The organism is Aquisphaera insulae, from assembly GCF_011064615.1.
Taxonomy (GTDB): domain Bacteria; phylum Planctomycetota; class Planctomycetia; order Isosphaerales; family Isosphaeraceae; genus Aquisphaera; species Aquisphaera insulae.
In genome coordinates, this window is the sequence record NZ_JAALJH010000005.1 from 111580 (window position 1) to 128906 (window position 17327).

Sequence of the window (17327 nt, forward strand, 5' to 3'; positions counted from 1 at the left end):
CGGGGCATCCTCAGGGGGTGGAATGAGGGTCGGAATCCGGTCGGTCGACGGGATCGACCCACTGATCGAAGTGGATCCAGAGCGTCCGGGAATACTGCCAGAACCAGGGGATGAGCGGCACGCAGAGCACCCACGCCAGGAGGACCAGCCGGAAGAGCGACCAGTCCCGCAGGAACAGGTACTCGATCCCGGTCAGGAGCGTGATGAACGGCACCGCCAGAGCATAGCTGACGTACATGGCGCCGGTGAAGTACCCCGGCTGGCCGCGATCGAAGTCGTGGCCGCAACCGGGACAATTCTCGTGCATCGACAACGGCCCGGCGAAGATCCGGTGCCCGCAGAACGGGCAGCCTCGACGGAGGAGGGTCGGTAAGTCGAAGAGATATCTCATCGCCGCCGCCTGGCGTGGGGCCCGCGGAACCCGCGGTCCACCGGATCGACCGAGTGGTCCAGGTGGATCCAGAACGTCCGCGAGAACTGCCAGATCCAGGGCGTCAGCGAGAGGCAGAGGCAGCCCGCCGCCGCCGTCGCCGCCATCAGCGACCAGTTCGGAAAGATCCAATGGACCAGCGCCAGGAGAAAGACCACGAGCGGGAAGCAAATCACCGATCCCAGCGACATGGCCCCGGTGAAGTAACCCGCCTCCCCCCGGTCGAACAGGAAGCGGCAGCCGTGGCAGTTCACGGGCATGGAGAGCAAGCCCGAGAACATGCACCGGCCGCATCGCGGGCAGCCGCGTCGGAGCAGCGTTCGGGTCCTGAGGACGTGCTTCTTCACGCGCCGTGACCTACTTCAGGTAATGAGCCAGCCAGTCGTGGACCTCTCTCCACCAGACGATGCGGTTCTGCGGCTTGGCGATCCAGTGCCCCTCGTCGGGGAACCAGACGTAACGGCTCGGCACGCCCAGCCGCTGGAGGCAGGTGAACATCCCCAGTCCCTGGGCGTCCGGGACCCGGAAGTCGAGCGCCCCGTGGATCACCAGGGTCGGCGTCCGGAAGTTGCGGGCGTAGGTGCTCGGCGACCGTTCCCGGTAATGCTCCGCCCGGTCCCACGGGAAGCCGCCGTATTCCCACTCGGGGAACCAGAGCTCCTCCGTCGTCCCGTACATGCTCACCAGGTCGAAGACGCCGGCGTGGCTGATCAGGGCCTTGAACCGGTCGGTGTGCCCGCAGATCCAATTGACCATGAATCCGCCGTAAGAGCCCCCGGCCGCGGCGACCTTCGTCCGGTCCAGGAACGGGTAATGTTCCAGCGCGTGATCGAGCCCCTTCATGAGGTCCTCGTAGACCTTGCCGGTCCAGTCCCGGCTGATCTGGTCGGTGAACCTCTGGCCGAAGCCGGTCGATCCGCGTGGGTTGATGGCAACGACGACGTAGCCCGGAGCGGCGAAGGACTGGTAGTTCCATCGGCCGTGCCACTCGTCGTGCCAGGCCCCCTGGGGACCGCCGTGGATCAGGAAGACGACCGGGTAGTTCTTCTTGGGATCGAATCCGGGGGGGCGGATGAGCCAGCCCTGGACCTTGTCGCGATCGGCCCCCTCGAACGTGAACGACTCCGCGGCCGGCAGGTCGAGCTGCGAGACGAGCGCGGCGTTGTGCGACGTCAGGGCAGAGGCCTTGGGCTTGCCCTCCTCGAAGAGGTAGACCTCGGCGGGCACGTTCGCCGCATGATGGATGAAGGCCATCCGGGTCGCCTCGGGGCCGATCGAGAGGGAGTTGCTCACCCCACCGGTCACCGGCCGGCCCGTCATCCGGTCCCGGCTCTCGGCCGGCTCGCGGAGGCGGAAGACGACCACGGGCTCGGTCCCCTGGCTGTCGATCACGGCCGCGATCGAGGTGGCGTTCCTCCACGCGTACGACTGCACGGATCGGTCCAGGTACGAGCTGACGTCCAGGGTCTCGCTGCCGTCGCGCTTCCAGGCCTTCAGGACCCAGAGGTCGGCCTCGAAGCCGGCCCTCGCCTGGCTGACGAACGAGAGCCAGAGGCCGTCCGGAGAGTACGCCGGCTGGGCGTCGGCGCCCGGGTTCGAGGCCGTCACGTTCTTCGGCTCGCCGCCGTCCGCGGGGATCACCCAGATGTCGCTGTTGGTCGACCAGGCGCCGTCCTTGAGGGGCTCGGCCGTGAAGGCCAGCTCCTTGCCGTCGGGCGACCAGGCGTAGCCCTCGGAGCCGCCGAACGGGCCGGGGGGCGTGTTGACCTCGAGCTTGGGGGTCAGGTCGCGCGCGACGCCGGTCGCCGCGTCGGCGACGAAGAGATGGCTCCGTTTCCCTTCGTCCCAGGCGTTCCAGTGGCGGATCATCAGGCGGTCATAGGTCCGGACCTTGCTCTTGGCCTCGCCCTTCTCCTTGTCCTTGGCGGCGGTCTGCTCGGGCGAGAGCCCGGGGAAGACCTCGGCCGTGAAGGCGATGCGGTCCCCCTTCGGCGACCAGATCGGGCCGGAGACGTCGATCGGCAGCTTCGTCAGTTGCCGGGCCTCGCCGCCGTCGGCCACCGGCAGCAGCCAGACCTGCGACGAGCCCCCCCGGCCGGAGACGAACGCGATCGTCTTGCCGTCGGGGCTCCATCGCGGCTGGTTGTTCGTCCCCGGCGACGTCGTCAGTTGCCGGGGCTCGCCCCCCGCCGCGGGCACCAGCCAGAGGCTGCTGTTGGTCTTGTCCGTCGCCCGGTCGAGCTCGGAGACGACGTAGACCACGGAGTCGCCGTCCGGCGAGATCTGGGGATCGGCGACCCCCTTGACGGCGAGCAGGTCGTCGATGGTCAGGGGCCGGCCTCCAGCCATGGCGAATCCTTGGGCAAGGGTGATGATCAGCGCGACCGTCAGGGATGACGTGAGACGCACGATCGATCCGCATCGATCCATTTGCATGAAATCAGATCCTCACGAACGGTGAAAGACCATGGTGGGGTCAGACGCCGGGCATGGCACGTTTCAGGGGCCTGAGCAGGACCAGGAGGACGACCGACATCCCGAGTGCGCAGAGGCAGCAGAGCAGCCAGAAGGACGAGTGATACCAGGGATCCCAGAACATCCCGATGGCCGTCAGCTTGTTGCCGATCGCGGTGGCGACGAACCAGCCCCCCATCATCAGCCCGCGCATCCGGACCGGGGCCACCTTGGAGACGAGCGAGAGGCCCATCGGGCTGAGCATCAGCTCGCCCAGCGAGATGACCATGTAGGCGGAGATGAGCCAGGCCGGAGAGACGCGATGCTGCTCCACCAGGAAGCCCCCCTTGGCGTCCCTCAGCAAATTGCCCGCCTGGTCGGTCAGGAAGGTCTGGTCGCCGCCCAGCTTCGCCGCGATGTAGAGGATGAAGAATGCCAGGCTCGTCAGCAGCATGCCGAAGAGCATCTTCACGGGGGTCGACGGCTCCAGGCCCCGACGGTTCAGCCAGCCCCAGAAGGCGACCAGCGGGAGCGTGAGGGTCACGATCCAGAACGCGTTGATGGAATTCGAGACCACGCCGGAGACCTTCCAGTCCGTGTTCTCGTCGGCCCAGTAGGTCATCGTGCTCCCGTTTTGATGGAAGACCATCCAGAAGACGATCACGATGCCGTAGACGGTGATCAGGGCAAGGATCCGGTTCTTCTCCGGGACCTTGTCGAGCTCGGAAACCTCCGACACCGGGGCGAGGTCCTCCGAGAGGGCCATCTCCGCCGACGGCCGATCTGGTGCCGAGTGATGCCGCTCCACGATCGCGAGCTTCTTGTAGAGGACCGCGAACAGGATCGTGCCGATGGTCATCCCGATGGCCGCGGCGTTGAAGGCCGCGAGGAACGCGCTCCGCAAGGCCGCGGCCTGGGCCGGATCGGTCAGCGGCCCCTTCTTGGCCAGCTCCAGCACCTCGTTCCCGGCGATCGTCTGCAAGAGGACCTCGGCCACGATCGGGGCGAGCAGGGCCCCGACGTTGATCCCCATGTAGAAGATGTTGTAGGCCGAGTCCTTCAACCGGCTCCCCGCCGGGTAGAGGTTGCCGACCATGGTCGAGATGTTCGGCTTGAAGAAGCCGTTGCCCGCGAAGATCAGCGCCAGCGCGGGATAATAGGTCTCGATGGCCCCTCGGCCCAGGAGCGCGTAACCCAGCACGAAGAAGACGCCACCGATCAGGACGCTGCGGCGATATCCGAGGTATCGGTCCGCCAGCCAGCCTCCCACGAGCGGGGTCAGGTAGACGAACATCAGGTAGTACGACCAGAGGTTGGTGGCGTGCTCTCGCGTCCAGCCGAAGCCTCCGCGCTGGAGATAGAGCGTCATGATCGCGGCGGCCGTGTAGAAACCGAAGCGTTCCCACATCTCGGTCGCGAAGAGGGCATAGAGGCCCCAGGGGTGCCGTTCCTTGCCGGAAGCCGTACCAACTTCCCCGTCCGCGACGCTCGCCGGTTGCGACATGTCTAGTCCTCTGGTTGCCGTTCCTCGCTGGGTGGCACCAGATTACTCAATCGTCGACACAAACCCAAGCCCATCGCGAGCCTCGGAGTTCGAGGCTGGACGGCGTCCGGTCCGGTTCAGGGGCGGGGCTTCATGTCCGCCTCAAGCCAGCGGAGGACGTGCGGCATGCACGGCACCGGGCCGTCGTCGGCGAAGAGGACCGGCGCCCGGATCAGCTCCGCGTGGTTGGCCCGGACGACGACGTGGTCGTCCACCCCGTTAAGCCGGGTCCGCTCGATGGCCACGCAACCATCGCCCGTGTCGTCCGAAATCTCATCGAGCACGGCCGACAGGTCGCGCGAGGCCACCCGGCTGACGACGCCGAAGATCCCGGCGTCGCGGGCCATGGCGTCCAGTCGGTCCCTGGCCTGGCCGTGCACCGTCGCGGAGACGAGCCCGGCGCTGCCGGCGACGATGTGGTAGCGGACCGCGGGATTCCGCTCCGCCGCGTTGATCTTCCTCAGGAACGCGCTCCCCGGCAGCATGTCGTCGGCCGCCTGGCCGATGCCGTCGGAGAGCTGGGAAAGCGCCCGGCTCGTCTGCCCGCCGTTGATCGCGAACAGGCTCGAGATCGTCTGGAAGAGCGGCTGCACCCGCGCGACGTGCGCCCCCTGGTTCACCGGCGCGACCAGGATCAACGACGAGACATCCCCCTTGTCGCGCCCCGGACCCTCCACGTAGGACCGCGCCACGAGTGCCCCCATCGAATGGGCCAGCACGGCCCAGGGCTGCTTCTCGCCGGCCTTGTCCCGGAACGCCTGCAAGTCGCGGCTGAACTGGGCGCAGGAGTCGTCGAGCGGCTGGTTGAACGGGTAGTCGTGGACGACAACCCCGTAGCCCTGGCTCTCCAGGTGGGGAATCAGGTGGACATACCCGCCCGATGACGAATTCAGGCCGTGGACGAGGCAGACCGTCGGATGCGCCGGATCGTTGGGACGATAGGACGGGCGGGCGGACATCCCGTAATACTGCTTCCGGCGGCTGGCCTGGATGCTCCGCGAGGAGAGGTCCTCGAGGCGAGTCCTCCACTCGGCCCGATGGGCCTCGCCCAGGGCTTGCTCGTCCACCCTGAGATCGACGGCGCCGGATCGGAACGCGATCGCGACGTCGGCGCCCAGGCATTCGGTAAGGAGGGTTCTCGTGAGCGAGCCGCCGATCCCCTGGGTTGGCAGGGCCAGGTCCACCGCCGGGCGATCGATCTCCACGCCCGCGGCCTCGCCGAGCGCGGAGACGATCTCGGCGATCGGCAACCGACCCTTCGGGTCCAGCGGCACGCGGATCGTCCTCTCGGCGCCGGATGCGGGGGCAAGGCTCATGAGCAGGGTCGCCAGGATCGGCGCCGTCCGGAACAGGGCAGGGGGGTTCATCGTTGTTCAACCGGGGCCGCGGCGAACGCTCGGCGCGGGCACGTCCCGCCCCTCTCGCTACATGGTAGGTGATTCCGACGCCCCGACAAGGGAGCATGCGAAACCCGCTATCGGCAGAACGGGCACGACTCCGCCGCCGTCGTCTCCGGATGATGGAGGAACACCACGCCCCGGGAGACGGAGATGATCCCCGTCAGCAGGACGCAGACGGCCGAGATCCGCAGGAGGTGACGCCGGGACGCGTGCGAGAGGAGCGAGCCCCCCGCCCCCGTCAGGATCATGATCGGCGCCGTGCCGAGCCCGAAGGCGGCCATCGTGAGGAGCCCGTGGAGCACGCTGCCGGTGCTGCTCGAAAGGGCGAGGAACCCATACACAAGCCCGCAGGGGAGGAAGCCGGTCAGGATGCCGGCCAGGAAGACATTCGCCAACCCCGGGGCGCTCAGGAACGGGCCGACGAAGGAGCCGGCCAGACAGGCCGTCCCGCCCCCGCCGATCGATCTCGGCACCAGGGGGAAGAGCCCGAGCACCATCAACCCCTGGCACGCGAGGAAGAGGCCGGCCGCGATCGACAGGCAGGCCTGGACGTTCACGAGGGCCCCGGCCCGGTGCCCGAGCCAGAGCCCCGCGAAGCCGGCGGCCACGCCCAGGAACCCGTAGGTCGCCACCCGGCCGGCCGTGTAGACGAGCTGTCGCCGCAGGTTGCTCCGGACGTCGCGAGCGCCGACCCCGATGCTCAGAGCGAAGCCGCCGCACATGCCGACGCAATGTGCCGAGCCGAGCAGGCCCGCCGCGAAGACCAGAGGCAGCTCCATCATCACGGGACGCCCCCCGCCGCCAACTCCGGCTCGACGTCGGCCGGATGCTCGCGGCGTCCCGCCGGATCGGTGCCCCGGATCTCGGCACCGACTTCGCCTGGTGTCGACTCGACCGCGATCGGACGACGCAACTGGAGCGAGTTCCCGATCACCACCGCGCTGCTGGCGACCATGAGCAGGGCGGCGATCGCCGGGTTGAGCCAGCCGAGGGCGGCCGCGAGCACGCCCAGGATATTGTATCCGAAGGCCCAGAAGAGATTCCGCCTGATGACCACGACCGTCCGTCGGGCCAGCTCCAGGCTCCACGGGATCCGCGCCAGGTCGTTGCCGAGCAGGCAGATCGAGGCCGAGTCGCGCGAGACGTCGGTCCCGCAGCCCAGGGCGATCCCCACGTCGCTGGCCGCCAGCGCCGGGGCGTCGTTCACGCCGTCGCCCACCATGGCCACGGCGCCGTGCTCCCGCCGCGCCAGGCGGACGGCCTCGACCTTCTGCTCGGGGAGGAGCCCGGCCTGGACGTCCACCCCAAGCTCCTTCGCGATCGACCGGCCCCGGGCGACGCTGTCGCCGGTGAGGATCCCGAGGTTCACCCCGGCCCGGCCCAGGCTCGCCAGGACGGTCCGGGCGTCCTGCCGCCATTCCTCGGAGAAGACGAAGAGGCCGCGGACCTGACCGTCCCAGCCCACGAACGTGACGGGCAGCCCGCGCCGGTCAGCGGCGGCGAGGCGATCGGAGAGCACGGGACCGAGGTGAAGGCCGCGCTCCGCCATGAGCGCGGGGTTGCCCAGCGCCACGGCCGCCGGAGAGACCTCCTCGGCCTGGTACAGGCCCACGACGCCGCGGCCGGGGATGACGCGGACCGAGGCGACGGCTCCGCGGCCTGGTAACGGGGACGGCGAGGAGCCCGCGGCCGCGAACGTGACGATGGCCGCGCTCAGGGCGTGCGACGACGACGAGGCCAGGGCGGCAGCCCGTTCGATGGCGGGCCCTCGATCCTCGTCGCGCTCGACCTCGATCGCCTCGAGCCTCGCCGTCCCGGTCGTCAAGGTGCCGGTCTTGTCGAATCGCACCGCGCGGACGTCCGCCAGCCGCTCCAGGGCTTCACCGCTCCGGAAGAGGACCTGACGCGACGCCGCCTGGCCGATCGCACTCCAGACGGCCAGCGGGGTGGCCAGCCCGAGCGCGCACGGGCAGGCGATCAGGCTCACCGCCAGCCCGGCCATGAGCCCCTGCTCGAACGACCCGCGCCAACTGTGAAAGGCGAAGGCGATCACGGCGATCGCCGCGACGGCCGGGAAGAACCAGGCCGAGATCCGATCGACGAGCCGCTGGTACCTGCCCTTCGCCAGCCGGGCCTGCTTCACCAGCTCCACCACCCGGGCGAGCGTCCCGTCCCGGCCCGTCGCCGTCACCTCGATGACGAGGTCGCCGTCGAGGTTAAGGGTGCCGCCCAGGACCATCGAGCCCCGCTCCTTCAGCACCGGGCGGCTCTCTCCGGTCAGGACCTGCTCGTCCACCAGGGCGGCGTTCTCGGCGACCCGGCCGTCGGCCGGGAACCGCTCGCCGGGGAGGATCCGCAGCAGGTCGCCCGCCGCGATCTGATCGAGGGGCGTGGGCTCCTCCACGCCGTCTCGTAGCCGCCGCACCGTCGGCGGCAGCAGCTTCGCGAGCGCATCGAGCGCCGAGCCCGCCTTGAGCCGGCCCGCGGCCTCGAGCCACCGGCCCAGCGCGGTCATGACCAGGATGACGCAGCCCACCTCGAGGTAGATCGGCCCCGCGCCCCGGAGCACGGAGACGAACGACGTGGCGAAGGCCGCGATGACCCCGAGCGAGAGGAGGGCGTCCGTGGAGGCGACACCCCGTCGCAACGATTGCCACGCGTTGGAGATCAGCGGAAGCCCGAGGAGGTAGAGGACCGGCAGCGAGAAGAGCAGGACCACGTAGCGGAAGAGGTCGTGGAAGGCGGGCAGGAGGGGGCTCGCCTGGCCGGGGCCCTCGTAGACGTCGGTCGTCCAGAGGGCCATGGTGAACGCCATGACGTTCATCGAGAAGAAGATGGAGAGGCCCAGCCGCGTCAACAGCGACCGCGCCGCGCCGGCCTCGCCGTGCTCCTGGATGATCTCGGCGGCGAGCTTGCAGCCGAGGCAGCAGAAGACCGATTCCGACTCGGCGGGCGCCGGATCCGAGGCCCTCCACCAGCCTCGGGGGAGGGGTGACTGGCAGTAATCGCAGGGCCTGGGCTCCGCCCGGTCGGGGCTCATGGGGGCGAGAGCAGCTCCGACTGGAGCGCGGGCAGGAGGTAGACGACGAAGTAGGTGATGGCGAAGCACCAGAACGCGATCCAGATCCCCCGGATGATCCAGGGGATCGCGTTGCCGGTGTAGGTGTGGAAGACGTTCTCCTGCTCCGGGCTCGTCTTGTCGAACGGCACGGCGCCGCCGACGGCCAGGAGGTCGTCGGCCATCGCGTTCGGGTTGGCGACCGTGGAGGATCCGCCCTGGGGCGGGACGGCGGCTGAGCTGTGCGACATGCTGGTCCTCTCCTCGAGCTGGCTCACTCGTCTTCGTCGAGCATCTTCTCGTGCTCGAGCATCGCGTACTTGGGGGCCTCGATGTCCCGGAACATGCCGTGGTAGATCGCCCAGAAGAAGAGGCAGAAGAACCCGAGGCTGGCGAGCAGGTAGTTCACGATCGGCGTGATCGCGAAGACGCCGTCGACGTCGCCGCGGTACAGGAGGATGAACTCCCGGAACTTGTTGGCGAAGCCGATCATGCTCGGGACCAGGATCACCAGCGCGAAGGCGACCGTCGTGATCATCTGGGCTCGGGATGTGGACCGGCTGGTCGTCGCGGTGCTCATGGGTTCGCTCCCTTCGCGGGCTCGTCGCCGGGCAGCGGGGCCGCCTTGTAGTCCTCGTAGTAGGGGTAGCTCTCGAGCCACGAGCCCAGCCACTGAACGTAGGTCATCAGGGCCAGGCCCTTGGCGTTCGGCTTGTCCGGGCTGCCGTCGAAGAGCCAGGGATACTCCGGCATCGGCGAGCCGGGCGAGAGCGTCGACGGCTTGAAGAAGTGGACGGCGTGCCAGTCGTTCGACCGCCGCCCCCCCTCGCGGCAGAGGTCCGGGCCGACCCGGCGCGTCCCGAACAGGACCGGGCGCTGGAGCTCGTTCTGGTATTCCTCGGTCTTCGAGACCGGGCCGAACCGGCGGTCCTCGTTGGAGACCGGCCGGACGAACTGGCTGTGGCAGTGCCAGCAGGCCTCGCCGACGTACACCTTGTGGCCGGCCCGGAGGGCCTCCTGGGTCTTCTCGTCGAGCCACTTCTCGCGCTCGCCGACCCCCTCCGGCGGCTTGCCATAGGCCTTCGTGAAGCTGTCGGGGAACCGCCGGGCCAGGTCCTCGAACTGGAACCTCAGGTTGCCGTTGTTCCGGACGAGCTGCTCCACGGTCAGCTCGGGCAGGTCGCGGTACATCAGGGCCGGCACCAGCGCATTGGACAGGAACGCGAGGGCGAAGAAGCCGATGCCCGCGACGAACAGGACTCCCGCTTTCGACTCCAACATGGCTTGCGAATCCTCGTATCTAGGCCTGCCGACGTAGAGCTCGGGGGCGGGGTCAGGCCGCGGCGACCGCGGCTTCCTGGTGCGACGGGCGCGAGGCCAGGTACGTCATGACGATGTTGTACATGAACGCCAGGTAGCCGAAGATCATGAGCACCCCCGCGACCGCCCGGATCGCCCAGAAGGGGATCGAGATGTCGACCGAGTGCTCCCAGGGCATCAGCGACGACCACGAGAGGCCCTGGAAGACCCCCAGGGTGATCAGGTCCGCCGCCATCACGAAGATGCCGATGAACGACGACCAGAAGTGGAACTCCAGCAGCCGCTGGCTGTACCACGGGGTCTTGAGCAGGCGGGGGATGAGGTAGGTCATCATCCCGAGCTGCCACATCGCGAAGACGCCGAACATCACCATGTGGGCGTGGCCCACCACCCAGTCGCTGAAGTGGATGAGCTGCTGGAACGTCAGCGTCGTCTGGAAGGCGCACTGGAGGCACGTCAGGAAGTAGAAGAACATCCCGGTGTAGAACCACCGGATCGGCAGGTTCGTCGTCAGGGCGCCCGTCGTCCCCCGCAGCGTGGCGTGGAAGTTGAAGATCACGGTCGCCACCACCAGCTCGACGGCGATCGTCGAGATCACCGCCCCGTACTGGAGGAACATCGGGATCGGCGTGTAGAGGAAGTGGTGGATTCCCTGCAGCGGATAGAAGAACGCGATCCCCCAGAACCCGACCAGCGAGAGCCCGTGGCTCCAGATCGGCTTCTTGAGCAGGATGGGCACGAAATAGTACATCAGGCCCCAGCCCAGCGGCGTGACGAAGAGCCCGACCAGGTCGTGGATGAAGAGCCCGCCGACGGCCCCGGCCGCCGTGCCGGTCACGAAATACTGGGGCATGAAGTTGCCCATGGCGTACGTCAGGAAGGTCCACACGAACGCGGAGAGGAAGTACCAGAGGCTGACATACAGCGGGCCCTCCACCTTGGCGATCGGCGGGATGTAGTTGATCGCCACCAGGAGCAGGCCGAGCTGGGCCACCGGGTCGATCCAGACCGGGGTCTCGCCCCACTCGAGCGCCTGGGCCTGGCCCAGCAGGATGCCGACCGCCGTCGCGCCCACCACGAGCTGCCAGGCCCAGAAGATGGCCCACGACAGGTTCAGGTTCAGGCCGGGTAACCTGGGGTTGTAGCAGGGCCGGAGCGTCAGCCGGGGGACGACCCACTGGAGGACGCCCAGGAACGCGTTGGCGATGAACCCGTAGGCGATCGCGTTGGTGTGGATCATCCGCCAGCGGCCCGGCGAGAGCAGCTCGATCCCGTTGAGCGGGTTGATCCGCAGGAGCTGGAGGGACATGAGCAGCCCCCCCAGCATCGAGGCCCCCATGAAGATCAGGGCGGCCATGAAATGCCAGTAGACCAGCTTCTCATCCACCAGGTCCGCGTGGCGAGGGTGTTCCTTTTCCAAGGTCGTTTCCTCACTCTTTGCCGTTCAACGGAGTGAATCGATCGGGTCGTCTTGGGCGGTCCGCGCGGGGATCCGCGACGGGGCCATTCCGGGCTATTCCCTCGCCGCCGGCTCCGCGAGCCGATGGTAGGGGTGGTATTCACCGAGCGGATAGAGCAGGGCGATCGTCCAGCCGAACACCAGGTGCGTGGCCGCGGCGACCCACCAGGGGAGGAATTTCTGGTTCGTGATCCAGTTGCCGGGGTCCCCCTCGACCAGGACCGGCTGGACCCACGACAGGAGGCCGTAGAACATGCCCCCCCAGATGATCAGGGAGGCGATCGACGCCACGATCAGGCGCCTGGCCAGCCCCCCCTTGCCGGCGAACTTCGCGATCGCCAGGGTGACGGGGATGCCCAGCAGCATCCCCGTGGCGATGTAGAGGCAGACGCCGAACGCCACGATCACGCGATCGTTGACCGCATAGGCGTTCTGGCCCTGGGTGAGCTCGAGCGCCTTCTGGCCGAGCGGGAATGTCAGGTACACCCGGATCAGCTCGAGCGGGCTCTTGCCCGCGAGCGGAGCCCCGATCACGTTGAAGAGCAGGCTGACGATCGCGGCCAGGCTGCCCAGCAGGAACCCGGCCGTGGCGTAATAGGCCCCGTAGAACGACGTTGCCCGCCAGCTCGGCCCGAGCTGGACGGCCTGGATGTCGTTCTCCAGGCGCTCGACCTGCGCCTTCAGCGCCTCGAGTTCCTTCAGCTTCGCTTCCAGTTCCGAGGTCATCGATCGCCCCCTGATAAGCCGGAGGTGCGTTTCATCGACGGGAGAGTGAACTGCCGGAGCTTGCCTCTATCGGGATGCGACGTCGGGATCGTCGCCGGTCCGAGGTCCGGTCGGCGACGCGGCCGCCGCGGCCGGGGCCGGCGCGGGCGCCGCCGGGGCGCCCCCGGCCTTGACGCCGGGGAGTGGCTTCAGGTATCCGTCCTCGAGGACGCCGGAGTCGGGGATCGCGCCGTCGCGGCGGATCTCGGCGACGTGGAAGACGTAGGAGACCAGGTTCCAGACCGTCTCCGGCTGGGCCTTGAGCGTATCGCGGAACGACGGCATCGGCGTCCCGTTGATGCCCGAGTCGATGTGCCGGTAGACGTCCAGCGGCTCCGTGCCGCCTCGGAGCATGCCCGAGGTCAGGTCGGCGGCCTTGGTCGGGAATCCCCAGGCGTCGGTGCCGACATTGGACGCCAGCATTCCGCGGCCGTCCTCGCCGTGGCACTTGGAGCATCCGACCGACTCGAACGCCTTCTTGCCGGCCTCGACGTTCGCCTTCTTGAAGGTCGGCATCGGCGTCGCGGGATAGACGACGTGGGCCTTCGCGTCTTCCCAGCGGTTGGCGATCTCGGCCATGACCTCCGGCACCTTGGCCTCGTCGATCTGCTCGTCGAACTCGGCCTGCTCCGCGAGCTTGGACTCGAGCTCCCCGCGATGCGTCAGCGCCAGCACGTAGTCGACGACCGCCTCGAGGTCCCTCGGGGCCAGCAGCGGGAAGGCCGGCATCGACGTCCCGCGGATCCCCCTCTTGACGGTGCGGAGGAGGTCGTCGCGGAGCGGCTTCGAGCCGTACGTGGTGGACGTGAACTTGAAGATGCCGAGCTGATAGTTCCTGGGGCGGGGGACCAGGTAGGTCGCGGCCACGCCGTTGCCGTCGCCGTTGACGCCGTGACACTGGACGCAGTAGCGAGCATAGACCTCGGCACCCCGGGCCAGGTACGCGGGTGCCGCATTCGGAGTGCCGATCAGCTTGGGCGCCAGGGGGCGGCCGGCCCGCTCGGACAGGAGCTTGGTGATCGTCTGCTGGAATTCCGGCTTCAGCTTCTGCGACGCGGCGCTCAACGTGAAGCGCGGCTCCGGTTGGCGAGCACAACCGCCGACGACGAGGGGAAACAGCCCGAGTGCCAACCCGATCGCAATTCGTTGCCTCACGGTTGCCCTCACTCGTTGAGATTTTCAAGGCGGCCGGGTCGCCAGCGTCGGCGGGAATCCGGAACCGAGTGCGTCCGGTCGATTGATGGTCGCGTCAGACATTAACGTTCTTTCAGAAGCATTGCAAGAGGCTGGAGACATGCGCCCGAAAAGCCGAAATTTCTCGCCCCAGGAGAACTCGGATGGGGTGCGGTGTATGATCGGTGCCCATGGGAATATCCAATCAATCCGCGCCGGCCGCCAATCGAGCGACGAGTGACCGAGAGCCTCCCAGGAAGAAGAAGCTCTCGATGTCGGTGATCAACTTCTGGCTCGACTTCGCCCTGCTGGTCGTCTTCATGCTGATGGGATGGGAGGCGGCCAGCCTCCAGTTCCTGCTGCCCCCCCCGACGCTCTCCGCGGGCTGGACGCTCTTCGGCCTGACCTACGACCAGTGGCGCGACATCCAGTTCGGGACGCTCTGCCTGTTCGCCTTCGGCGTCGTCTTCCACGTCATGCTGCACTGGAACTGGGTCTGCTCGGTCGTCACCGCCCAGATCCTCCGCACCAAGGAGCGTCCCGACGAGGGCAAGCAGACGATCATCGGCGTGGCCACGCTCATCGTCCTGCTCCACGTCATCGGAGCCGGCGTGATCCTCTCCCTCTTCTTCGTCCACGCCGCGCCGCCGCCGCCCTGAGCCGCGGCATGACGGGCGGGAATTCCCGAGATCGATGTCCTGGCCGAGGGCCGGGTCGCCTCCGAGGCGGCCCTTCGGGCGGTGCCCGATGACGCGCACAGGTTCAGCAACGACCATCTCGGCTCGGCCCCCGGCATCGTCTTGCGGGCCATTACGCAGTACGTGATGATATCTCGAACCCCGGGTCCTTCACGGGCCAAGCTGAGATGGATTCATGAAAAACGAGCAGCCAGGATCGCCACGTTTCGTCGTATCGATCGCCGAGATACTCATGGGAGTTGCGATCCTCTCGAGCTACTTCGCGTTCCTTCTTCCCGCTGTGAACGACGCGCGCGAGGCGCGGCAGCTACCACCGTTCCTACCGCAATTCCAGCCTTTCCGGACGGCCAACCCTTGGCTGTTCCTCATTACCACGCCGATCATCGTCACCGCGATCGTCGCCACGATACTTGGTCTTCTTCGTCTTTGCCTGCCCAAGCCTATTCGCAGACATTTCTCTTGGAGGACGACCCCAGGTAGGGGGCCTCGAAGGAGGACCTCGAAGGGAACATAGATGATGCGCATCGCGATGGGGGCCTGCATCATGCTGACAGCGTTGGGGTGCGGCCATGGCGCCGGCGGCGTCGACCTCTGGCAGGAGGTCCCAGAGACCCGCTCCCCCCCTGGGTGATCCGTATGTACGTTGAATACGCCGCGATTCGGGCCACGTCGGCCTTCGTCGGGATCACCTCCGTGACCTGGGCCGACGCGGCTGGCGCCGGCGTGATCAGACTCCTTCGGAGCGTGAAGAAGCGGAATTCGTCGTGGCGGGCACTCACGGGCCTCCTCGCTGTCGTCGCGGCACTGGGTCTGCTGAAGGTCCTTCACGAGGTCGGGCCGGACGAGCCAACCAATCTATACATGGTCGCGTCGTTCCTCTGTCCCCTTGCCGCGGGTCTCGTGGGCCTGATGGCCACGCCCTCCGCCCGGGTTTGTGCGGTCCTGCTCGGGGTGATCTCGGTCGGAATCTGGACGTTCCTCACTCTGCAGCACTTCGTGCGTTTCCACGCGAGCCTTGTATTCTTCGACTGGTCGTTCATCTTGTACGGCTGGTTGATTTGCGCCCTCTCCATTGCAGCTGCGATCTCCTTGTTGGAGGACGGGTGGCCTCCGGAAGACACGGATGCGTGATTGCATTATGGCGTCAACACTGACTTTGCCAAGGGCGTCTTAACCTAGATCTTCGGAGTTCGATGGCCATGGTGCAGGACGTCGACGACTTGATCCAGCGATTCAAAACGTTGCCTTTTACCGCAGTCAGCGGCGGGCCAAACTCGACGCCCCAGTTCAAGGCCAGGGCAGCAGAAGTCACGACCTTGTTCCTTGACCGGTTTCCATTCCTCGCAGAATACCCGGACTACATGTATTTCTTGGCGCGCTACGGCGGCGCTTCCGGAGGCGAAGCCGTGCCTGTTGACGTCGGAGGTCCAACCGAGACAGACTATTACATCTCGATACATGGATATACTGAGGCGAATTCAGCATATACAGAAATGCCATTCGCTTCTTGCGTGGACTCGAATGGGCTGTTTGGGTTCTGCGAAGTCTGGCATCGATACCGCCCTTGGTCTCAAGGAAATGAGTGGAGGGATGGGCTTGTCTACACATGGATCTCGCTGGAGGCGGCGGGAAAGCGCCGAAGAGGCGTCTACGCCCAATGGATGATCGATGATGAGAAGGGGGAGTACTCGGACAAGCCCGGGGAATTCGTCGCTGGCACGTTCAGCGAATGGCTCGCCCGTTTCATCGACGACGGGGGCAGGATGTGGTTGCCAGCCGAATAACGGAGGAGATCCGAGGCCGCTCCAGACTCTTGAGCCCGTCCCCTGATCCTGAGAATATCGATCGGGTGTAGGCTCGAATGGACCGTGTTCGGGGATGCGTCAGTAACCGTTGAGGGCGCGCTCACGGCACGGTGCGGCGAGGGAGCCGGATCGCTCATGGCGGAGACGTACGGCGGCTTCGAGAAGATCGACCTGGGGGAGGGGAGCCACTTCTTCGTGGGCACTCTTCCGGAGGAACTCCGCCCGGATGCGGCGGGCTTCGAGGGGCTCTGGGCCCTCCACCCGGACGACCATCACACGGTCCAGATGTTCGGACGCCCGGTCCTGACGCCCCGATGGCAGCAGGCCTATGGGGTCGACTACCGATACTCCGGCCGCACCAATTCCGCGCTGGCCGTGCCTCAGATCCTCAAGCCGATCCGGGATTGGGCCCGTCGGACGATCGACGGGCGGCTCAACGGGCTGCTCCTGAACTGGTACGACGGACGGCTCGGCCATTACATCGGGCCCCATCACGACAGCGTCCGCGACATGGTCGCCGGGGCCCCGATCGTCACCATCTCACTCGGCGAGGAACGGGTCTTCCGCCTCAGCCGGCCCAAGGCCGACGGCTCACGGGACTTTCCGGCTCCCGACGGCACCGTGTTCATCATGCCGTACGAGACGAACCTCGCCTGGAAGCATGCCGTCCCCAGGTCCGCCCGATATCGAGGCCGGAGGATTTCCTTCACGCTTCGCGCGTTCGAGTCGCCCGATCCGACGGACGAGCGCGGATCGGCCAGGCCTGGCAACTCGCGTAGAGATGGTCAAGGATGATGCGGGTCGTGCGGGAGCCCTCCTCGCATCGGCCAGAACGGCATCGTCCCTGATGCTTCGGTTGGCACGCAGGGAAAGTCCTCGTCGGCATCGAAGCGGGCCATCTGGGGGATAGCCAAGGCCCACCCGGTCGCCGGACGGAGCCGGCTCCCACGGGGCTCGCTCGTCGCATCGGCCTGGGGTGGCCACGGCTGGCGCGGTCGCTCCTTACTCCTAGGGCAGAGCATCAAAGACATCGAAGGAAAGCCTCGCTGGAATCGGCGCCCCAGCCGGGGACGGGGGAACGAGTCCCTGACCGAGTCCAAGTTCGGGCGTCCGATTCCGATGGGGGGCCGGGATCCCTCCCCCCGGCTGCGTCTGATAATGGGCCTTATGTTCGACTCGGGCCGCCGGAGACGTCCCCGGGGGTCCCGGGCCTCTCCAACCC

At 67.3% G+C, this 17327-nt stretch carries 17 protein-coding genes; 4 read left to right on the forward strand and 13 right to left on the reverse strand.

Annotated features, from left to right (window positions below; all coding sequences use genetic code 11):
• Window positions 1-10: 10 nt before the first annotated feature.
• The 13 genes from G6O54_RS04805 to G6O54_RS04865 all read right to left on the reverse strand — a co-directional run bounded on the left by G6O54_RS04805 (window position 11) and on the right by G6O54_RS04865 (window position 13494).
• Entirely contained in the window at window positions 11-391 is a 381-nt protein-coding gene (locus tag G6O54_RS04805) for a DUF983 domain-containing protein (RefSeq protein ID WP_165220867.1), read from the reverse strand.
• Window positions 388-711, reverse strand: a complete 324-nt coding sequence (locus G6O54_RS04810; RefSeq protein ID WP_165220870.1) for a DUF983 domain-containing protein — start codon at window positions 709-711, stop codon at window positions 388-390. Before G6O54_RS04810 ends, G6O54_RS04805 begins: the two co-directional genes overlap by 4 nt.
• A 76-nt stretch (window positions 712-787) precedes the next feature.
• Complete coding sequence (locus G6O54_RS04815) at window positions 788-2866, reverse strand: S9 family peptidase (protein ID WP_250846720.1); 2079 nt, start codon at window positions 2864-2866, stop codon at window positions 788-790.
• Window positions 2867-2906: 40 nt separating this feature from the next.
• Entirely contained in the window at window positions 2907-4388 is a 1482-nt protein-coding gene (locus tag G6O54_RS04820; protein ID WP_165220873.1) for a peptide MFS transporter, read from the reverse strand.
• 116 nt (window positions 4389-4504) lie between these two features.
• A complete protein-coding gene (locus G6O54_RS04825) occupies window positions 4505-5794 on the reverse strand; it encodes an alpha/beta hydrolase (RefSeq protein WP_165220876.1) in 1290 nt (429 codons plus the stop codon).
• A 107-nt stretch (window positions 5795-5901) separates the two neighbouring features.
• The gene (locus G6O54_RS04830; protein ID WP_165220879.1) at window positions 5902-6609 is read right to left on the reverse strand and encodes a sulfite exporter TauE/SafE family protein; all 708 of its coding nucleotides are present in this window, start codon (window positions 6607-6609) and stop codon (window positions 5902-5904) included.
• Entirely contained in the window at window positions 6609-8867 is a 2259-nt protein-coding gene (locus G6O54_RS04835; RefSeq protein WP_165220882.1) for a heavy metal translocating P-type ATPase, read from the reverse strand. The genes G6O54_RS04830 and G6O54_RS04835 overlap by 1 nt, the downstream gene beginning before the upstream one ends.
• Window positions 8864-9136 carry a hypothetical protein gene (locus tag G6O54_RS04840; protein ID WP_165220691.1) on the reverse strand — a complete coding sequence of 91 codons (273 nt, stop codon included), beginning with the start codon at window positions 9134-9136 and terminating at the stop codon, window positions 8864-8866. The genes G6O54_RS04835 and G6O54_RS04840 overlap by 4 nt, the downstream gene beginning before the upstream one ends.
• 23 nt (window positions 9137-9159) lie before the next feature.
• The gene (locus G6O54_RS04845) at window positions 9160-9465 is read right to left on the reverse strand and encodes a hypothetical protein (protein WP_165220885.1); all 306 of its coding nucleotides are present in this window, start codon (window positions 9463-9465) and stop codon (window positions 9160-9162) included.
• Window positions 9462-10166 (reverse strand): cbb3-type cytochrome c oxidase subunit II, encoded by a 705-nt coding sequence (locus tag G6O54_RS04850; protein ID WP_165220888.1) that lies wholly within the window; start codon window positions 10164-10166, stop codon window positions 9462-9464. The genes G6O54_RS04845 and G6O54_RS04850 overlap by 4 nt, the downstream gene beginning before the upstream one ends.
• Window positions 10167-10218: 52 nt before the next feature.
• Complete coding sequence (locus G6O54_RS04855) at window positions 10219-11625, reverse strand: cbb3-type cytochrome c oxidase subunit I (protein ID WP_250846721.1); 1407 nt, start codon at window positions 11623-11625, stop codon at window positions 10219-10221.
• 93 nt (window positions 11626-11718) lie between these two features.
• Complete coding sequence (locus G6O54_RS04860; protein WP_165220891.1) at window positions 11719-12390, reverse strand: hypothetical protein; 672 nt, start codon at window positions 12388-12390, stop codon at window positions 11719-11721.
• Between the two features lie 66 nt (window positions 12391-12456).
• Entirely contained in the window at window positions 12457-13494 is a 1038-nt protein-coding gene (locus G6O54_RS04865) for a c-type cytochrome (RefSeq protein WP_165220894.1), read from the reverse strand.
• Window positions 13495-13874: 380 nt separating this feature from the next.
• Here G6O54_RS04865 and G6O54_RS04870 point away from each other — a divergent pair, with 380 nt between their 5' ends.
• From G6O54_RS04870 to G6O54_RS04885, 4 genes are all read left to right on the forward strand, one after another.
• Window positions 13875-14261: a DUF4405 domain-containing protein gene (locus tag G6O54_RS04870; protein WP_165220897.1), complete on the forward strand. Its 387-nt coding sequence runs from the start codon at window positions 13875-13877 to the stop codon at window positions 14259-14261.
• Window positions 14262-14936: 675 nt separating this feature from the next.
• Window positions 14937-15431: a hypothetical protein gene (locus G6O54_RS04875; protein WP_165220900.1), complete on the forward strand. Its 495-nt coding sequence runs from the start codon at window positions 14937-14939 to the stop codon at window positions 15429-15431.
• A 68-nt stretch (window positions 15432-15499) separates the two neighbouring features.
• Window positions 15500-16084, forward strand: coding sequence for a hypothetical protein (locus G6O54_RS04880; RefSeq protein ID WP_165220903.1), 585 nt, complete (start codon window positions 15500-15502; stop codon window positions 16082-16084).
• 156 nt (window positions 16085-16240) lie between these two features.
• Window positions 16241-16900, forward strand: coding sequence for an alpha-ketoglutarate-dependent dioxygenase AlkB (locus G6O54_RS04885; RefSeq protein ID WP_165220906.1), 660 nt, complete (start codon window positions 16241-16243; stop codon window positions 16898-16900).
• Window positions 16901-17327: the final 427 nt, after the last annotated feature.

What these genes read in the sequence shown, in the direction of transcription:
- G6O54_RS04840 (WP_165220691.1), bottom strand. Translation starts at nt 9,136, where the DNA reads ATGTCGCACAGCTCAGCCGCCGTCCCGCCCCAGGGCGGATCCTCCACG.
- G6O54_RS04885 (WP_165220906.1), top strand. Translation starts at nt 16,241, where the DNA reads ATGGCGGAGACGTACGGCGGCTTCGAGAAGATCGACCTGGGGGAGGGG.
- G6O54_RS04870 (WP_165220897.1), top strand. Translation starts at nt 13,875, where the DNA reads ATGTCGGTGATCAACTTCTGGCTCGACTTCGCCCTGCTGGTCGTCTTC.
- G6O54_RS04825 (WP_165220876.1), bottom strand. Translation starts at nt 5,794, where the DNA reads ATGAACCCCCCTGCCCTGTTCCGGACGGCGCCGATCCTGGCGACCCTG.
- G6O54_RS04850 (WP_165220888.1), bottom strand. Translation starts at nt 10,166, where the DNA reads ATGTTGGAGTCGAAAGCGGGAGTCCTGTTCGTCGCGGGCATCGGCTTC.
- G6O54_RS04815 (WP_250846720.1), bottom strand. Translation starts at nt 2,866, where the DNA reads ATGCAAATGGATCGATGCGGATCGATCGTGCGTCTCACGTCATCCCTG.
- G6O54_RS04835 (WP_165220882.1), bottom strand. Translation starts at nt 8,867, where the DNA reads ATGAGCCCCGACCGGGCGGAGCCCAGGCCCTGCGATTACTGCCAGTCA.
- G6O54_RS04830 (WP_165220879.1), bottom strand. Translation starts at nt 6,609, where the DNA reads ATGATGGAGCTGCCTCTGGTCTTCGCGGCGGGCCTGCTCGGCTCGGCA.
- G6O54_RS04860 (WP_165220891.1), bottom strand. Translation starts at nt 12,390, where the DNA reads ATGACCTCGGAACTGGAAGCGAAGCTGAAGGAACTCGAGGCGCTGAAG.
- G6O54_RS04845 (WP_165220885.1), bottom strand. Translation starts at nt 9,465, where the DNA reads ATGAGCACCGCGACGACCAGCCGGTCCACATCCCGAGCCCAGATGATC.
- G6O54_RS04805 (WP_165220867.1), bottom strand. Translation starts at nt 391, where the DNA reads ATGAGATATCTCTTCGACTTACCGACCCTCCTCCGTCGAGGCTGCCCG.
- G6O54_RS04810 (WP_165220870.1), bottom strand. Translation starts at nt 711, where the DNA reads ATGTTCTCGGGCTTGCTCTCCATGCCCGTGAACTGCCACGGCTGCCGC.
- G6O54_RS04820 (WP_165220873.1), bottom strand. Translation starts at nt 4,388, where the DNA reads ATGTCGCAACCGGCGAGCGTCGCGGACGGGGAAGTTGGTACGGCTTCC.
- G6O54_RS04875 (WP_165220900.1), top strand. Translation starts at nt 14,937, where the DNA reads ATGTACGTTGAATACGCCGCGATTCGGGCCACGTCGGCCTTCGTCGGG.
- G6O54_RS04880 (WP_165220903.1), top strand. Translation starts at nt 15,500, where the DNA reads ATGGTGCAGGACGTCGACGACTTGATCCAGCGATTCAAAACGTTGCCT.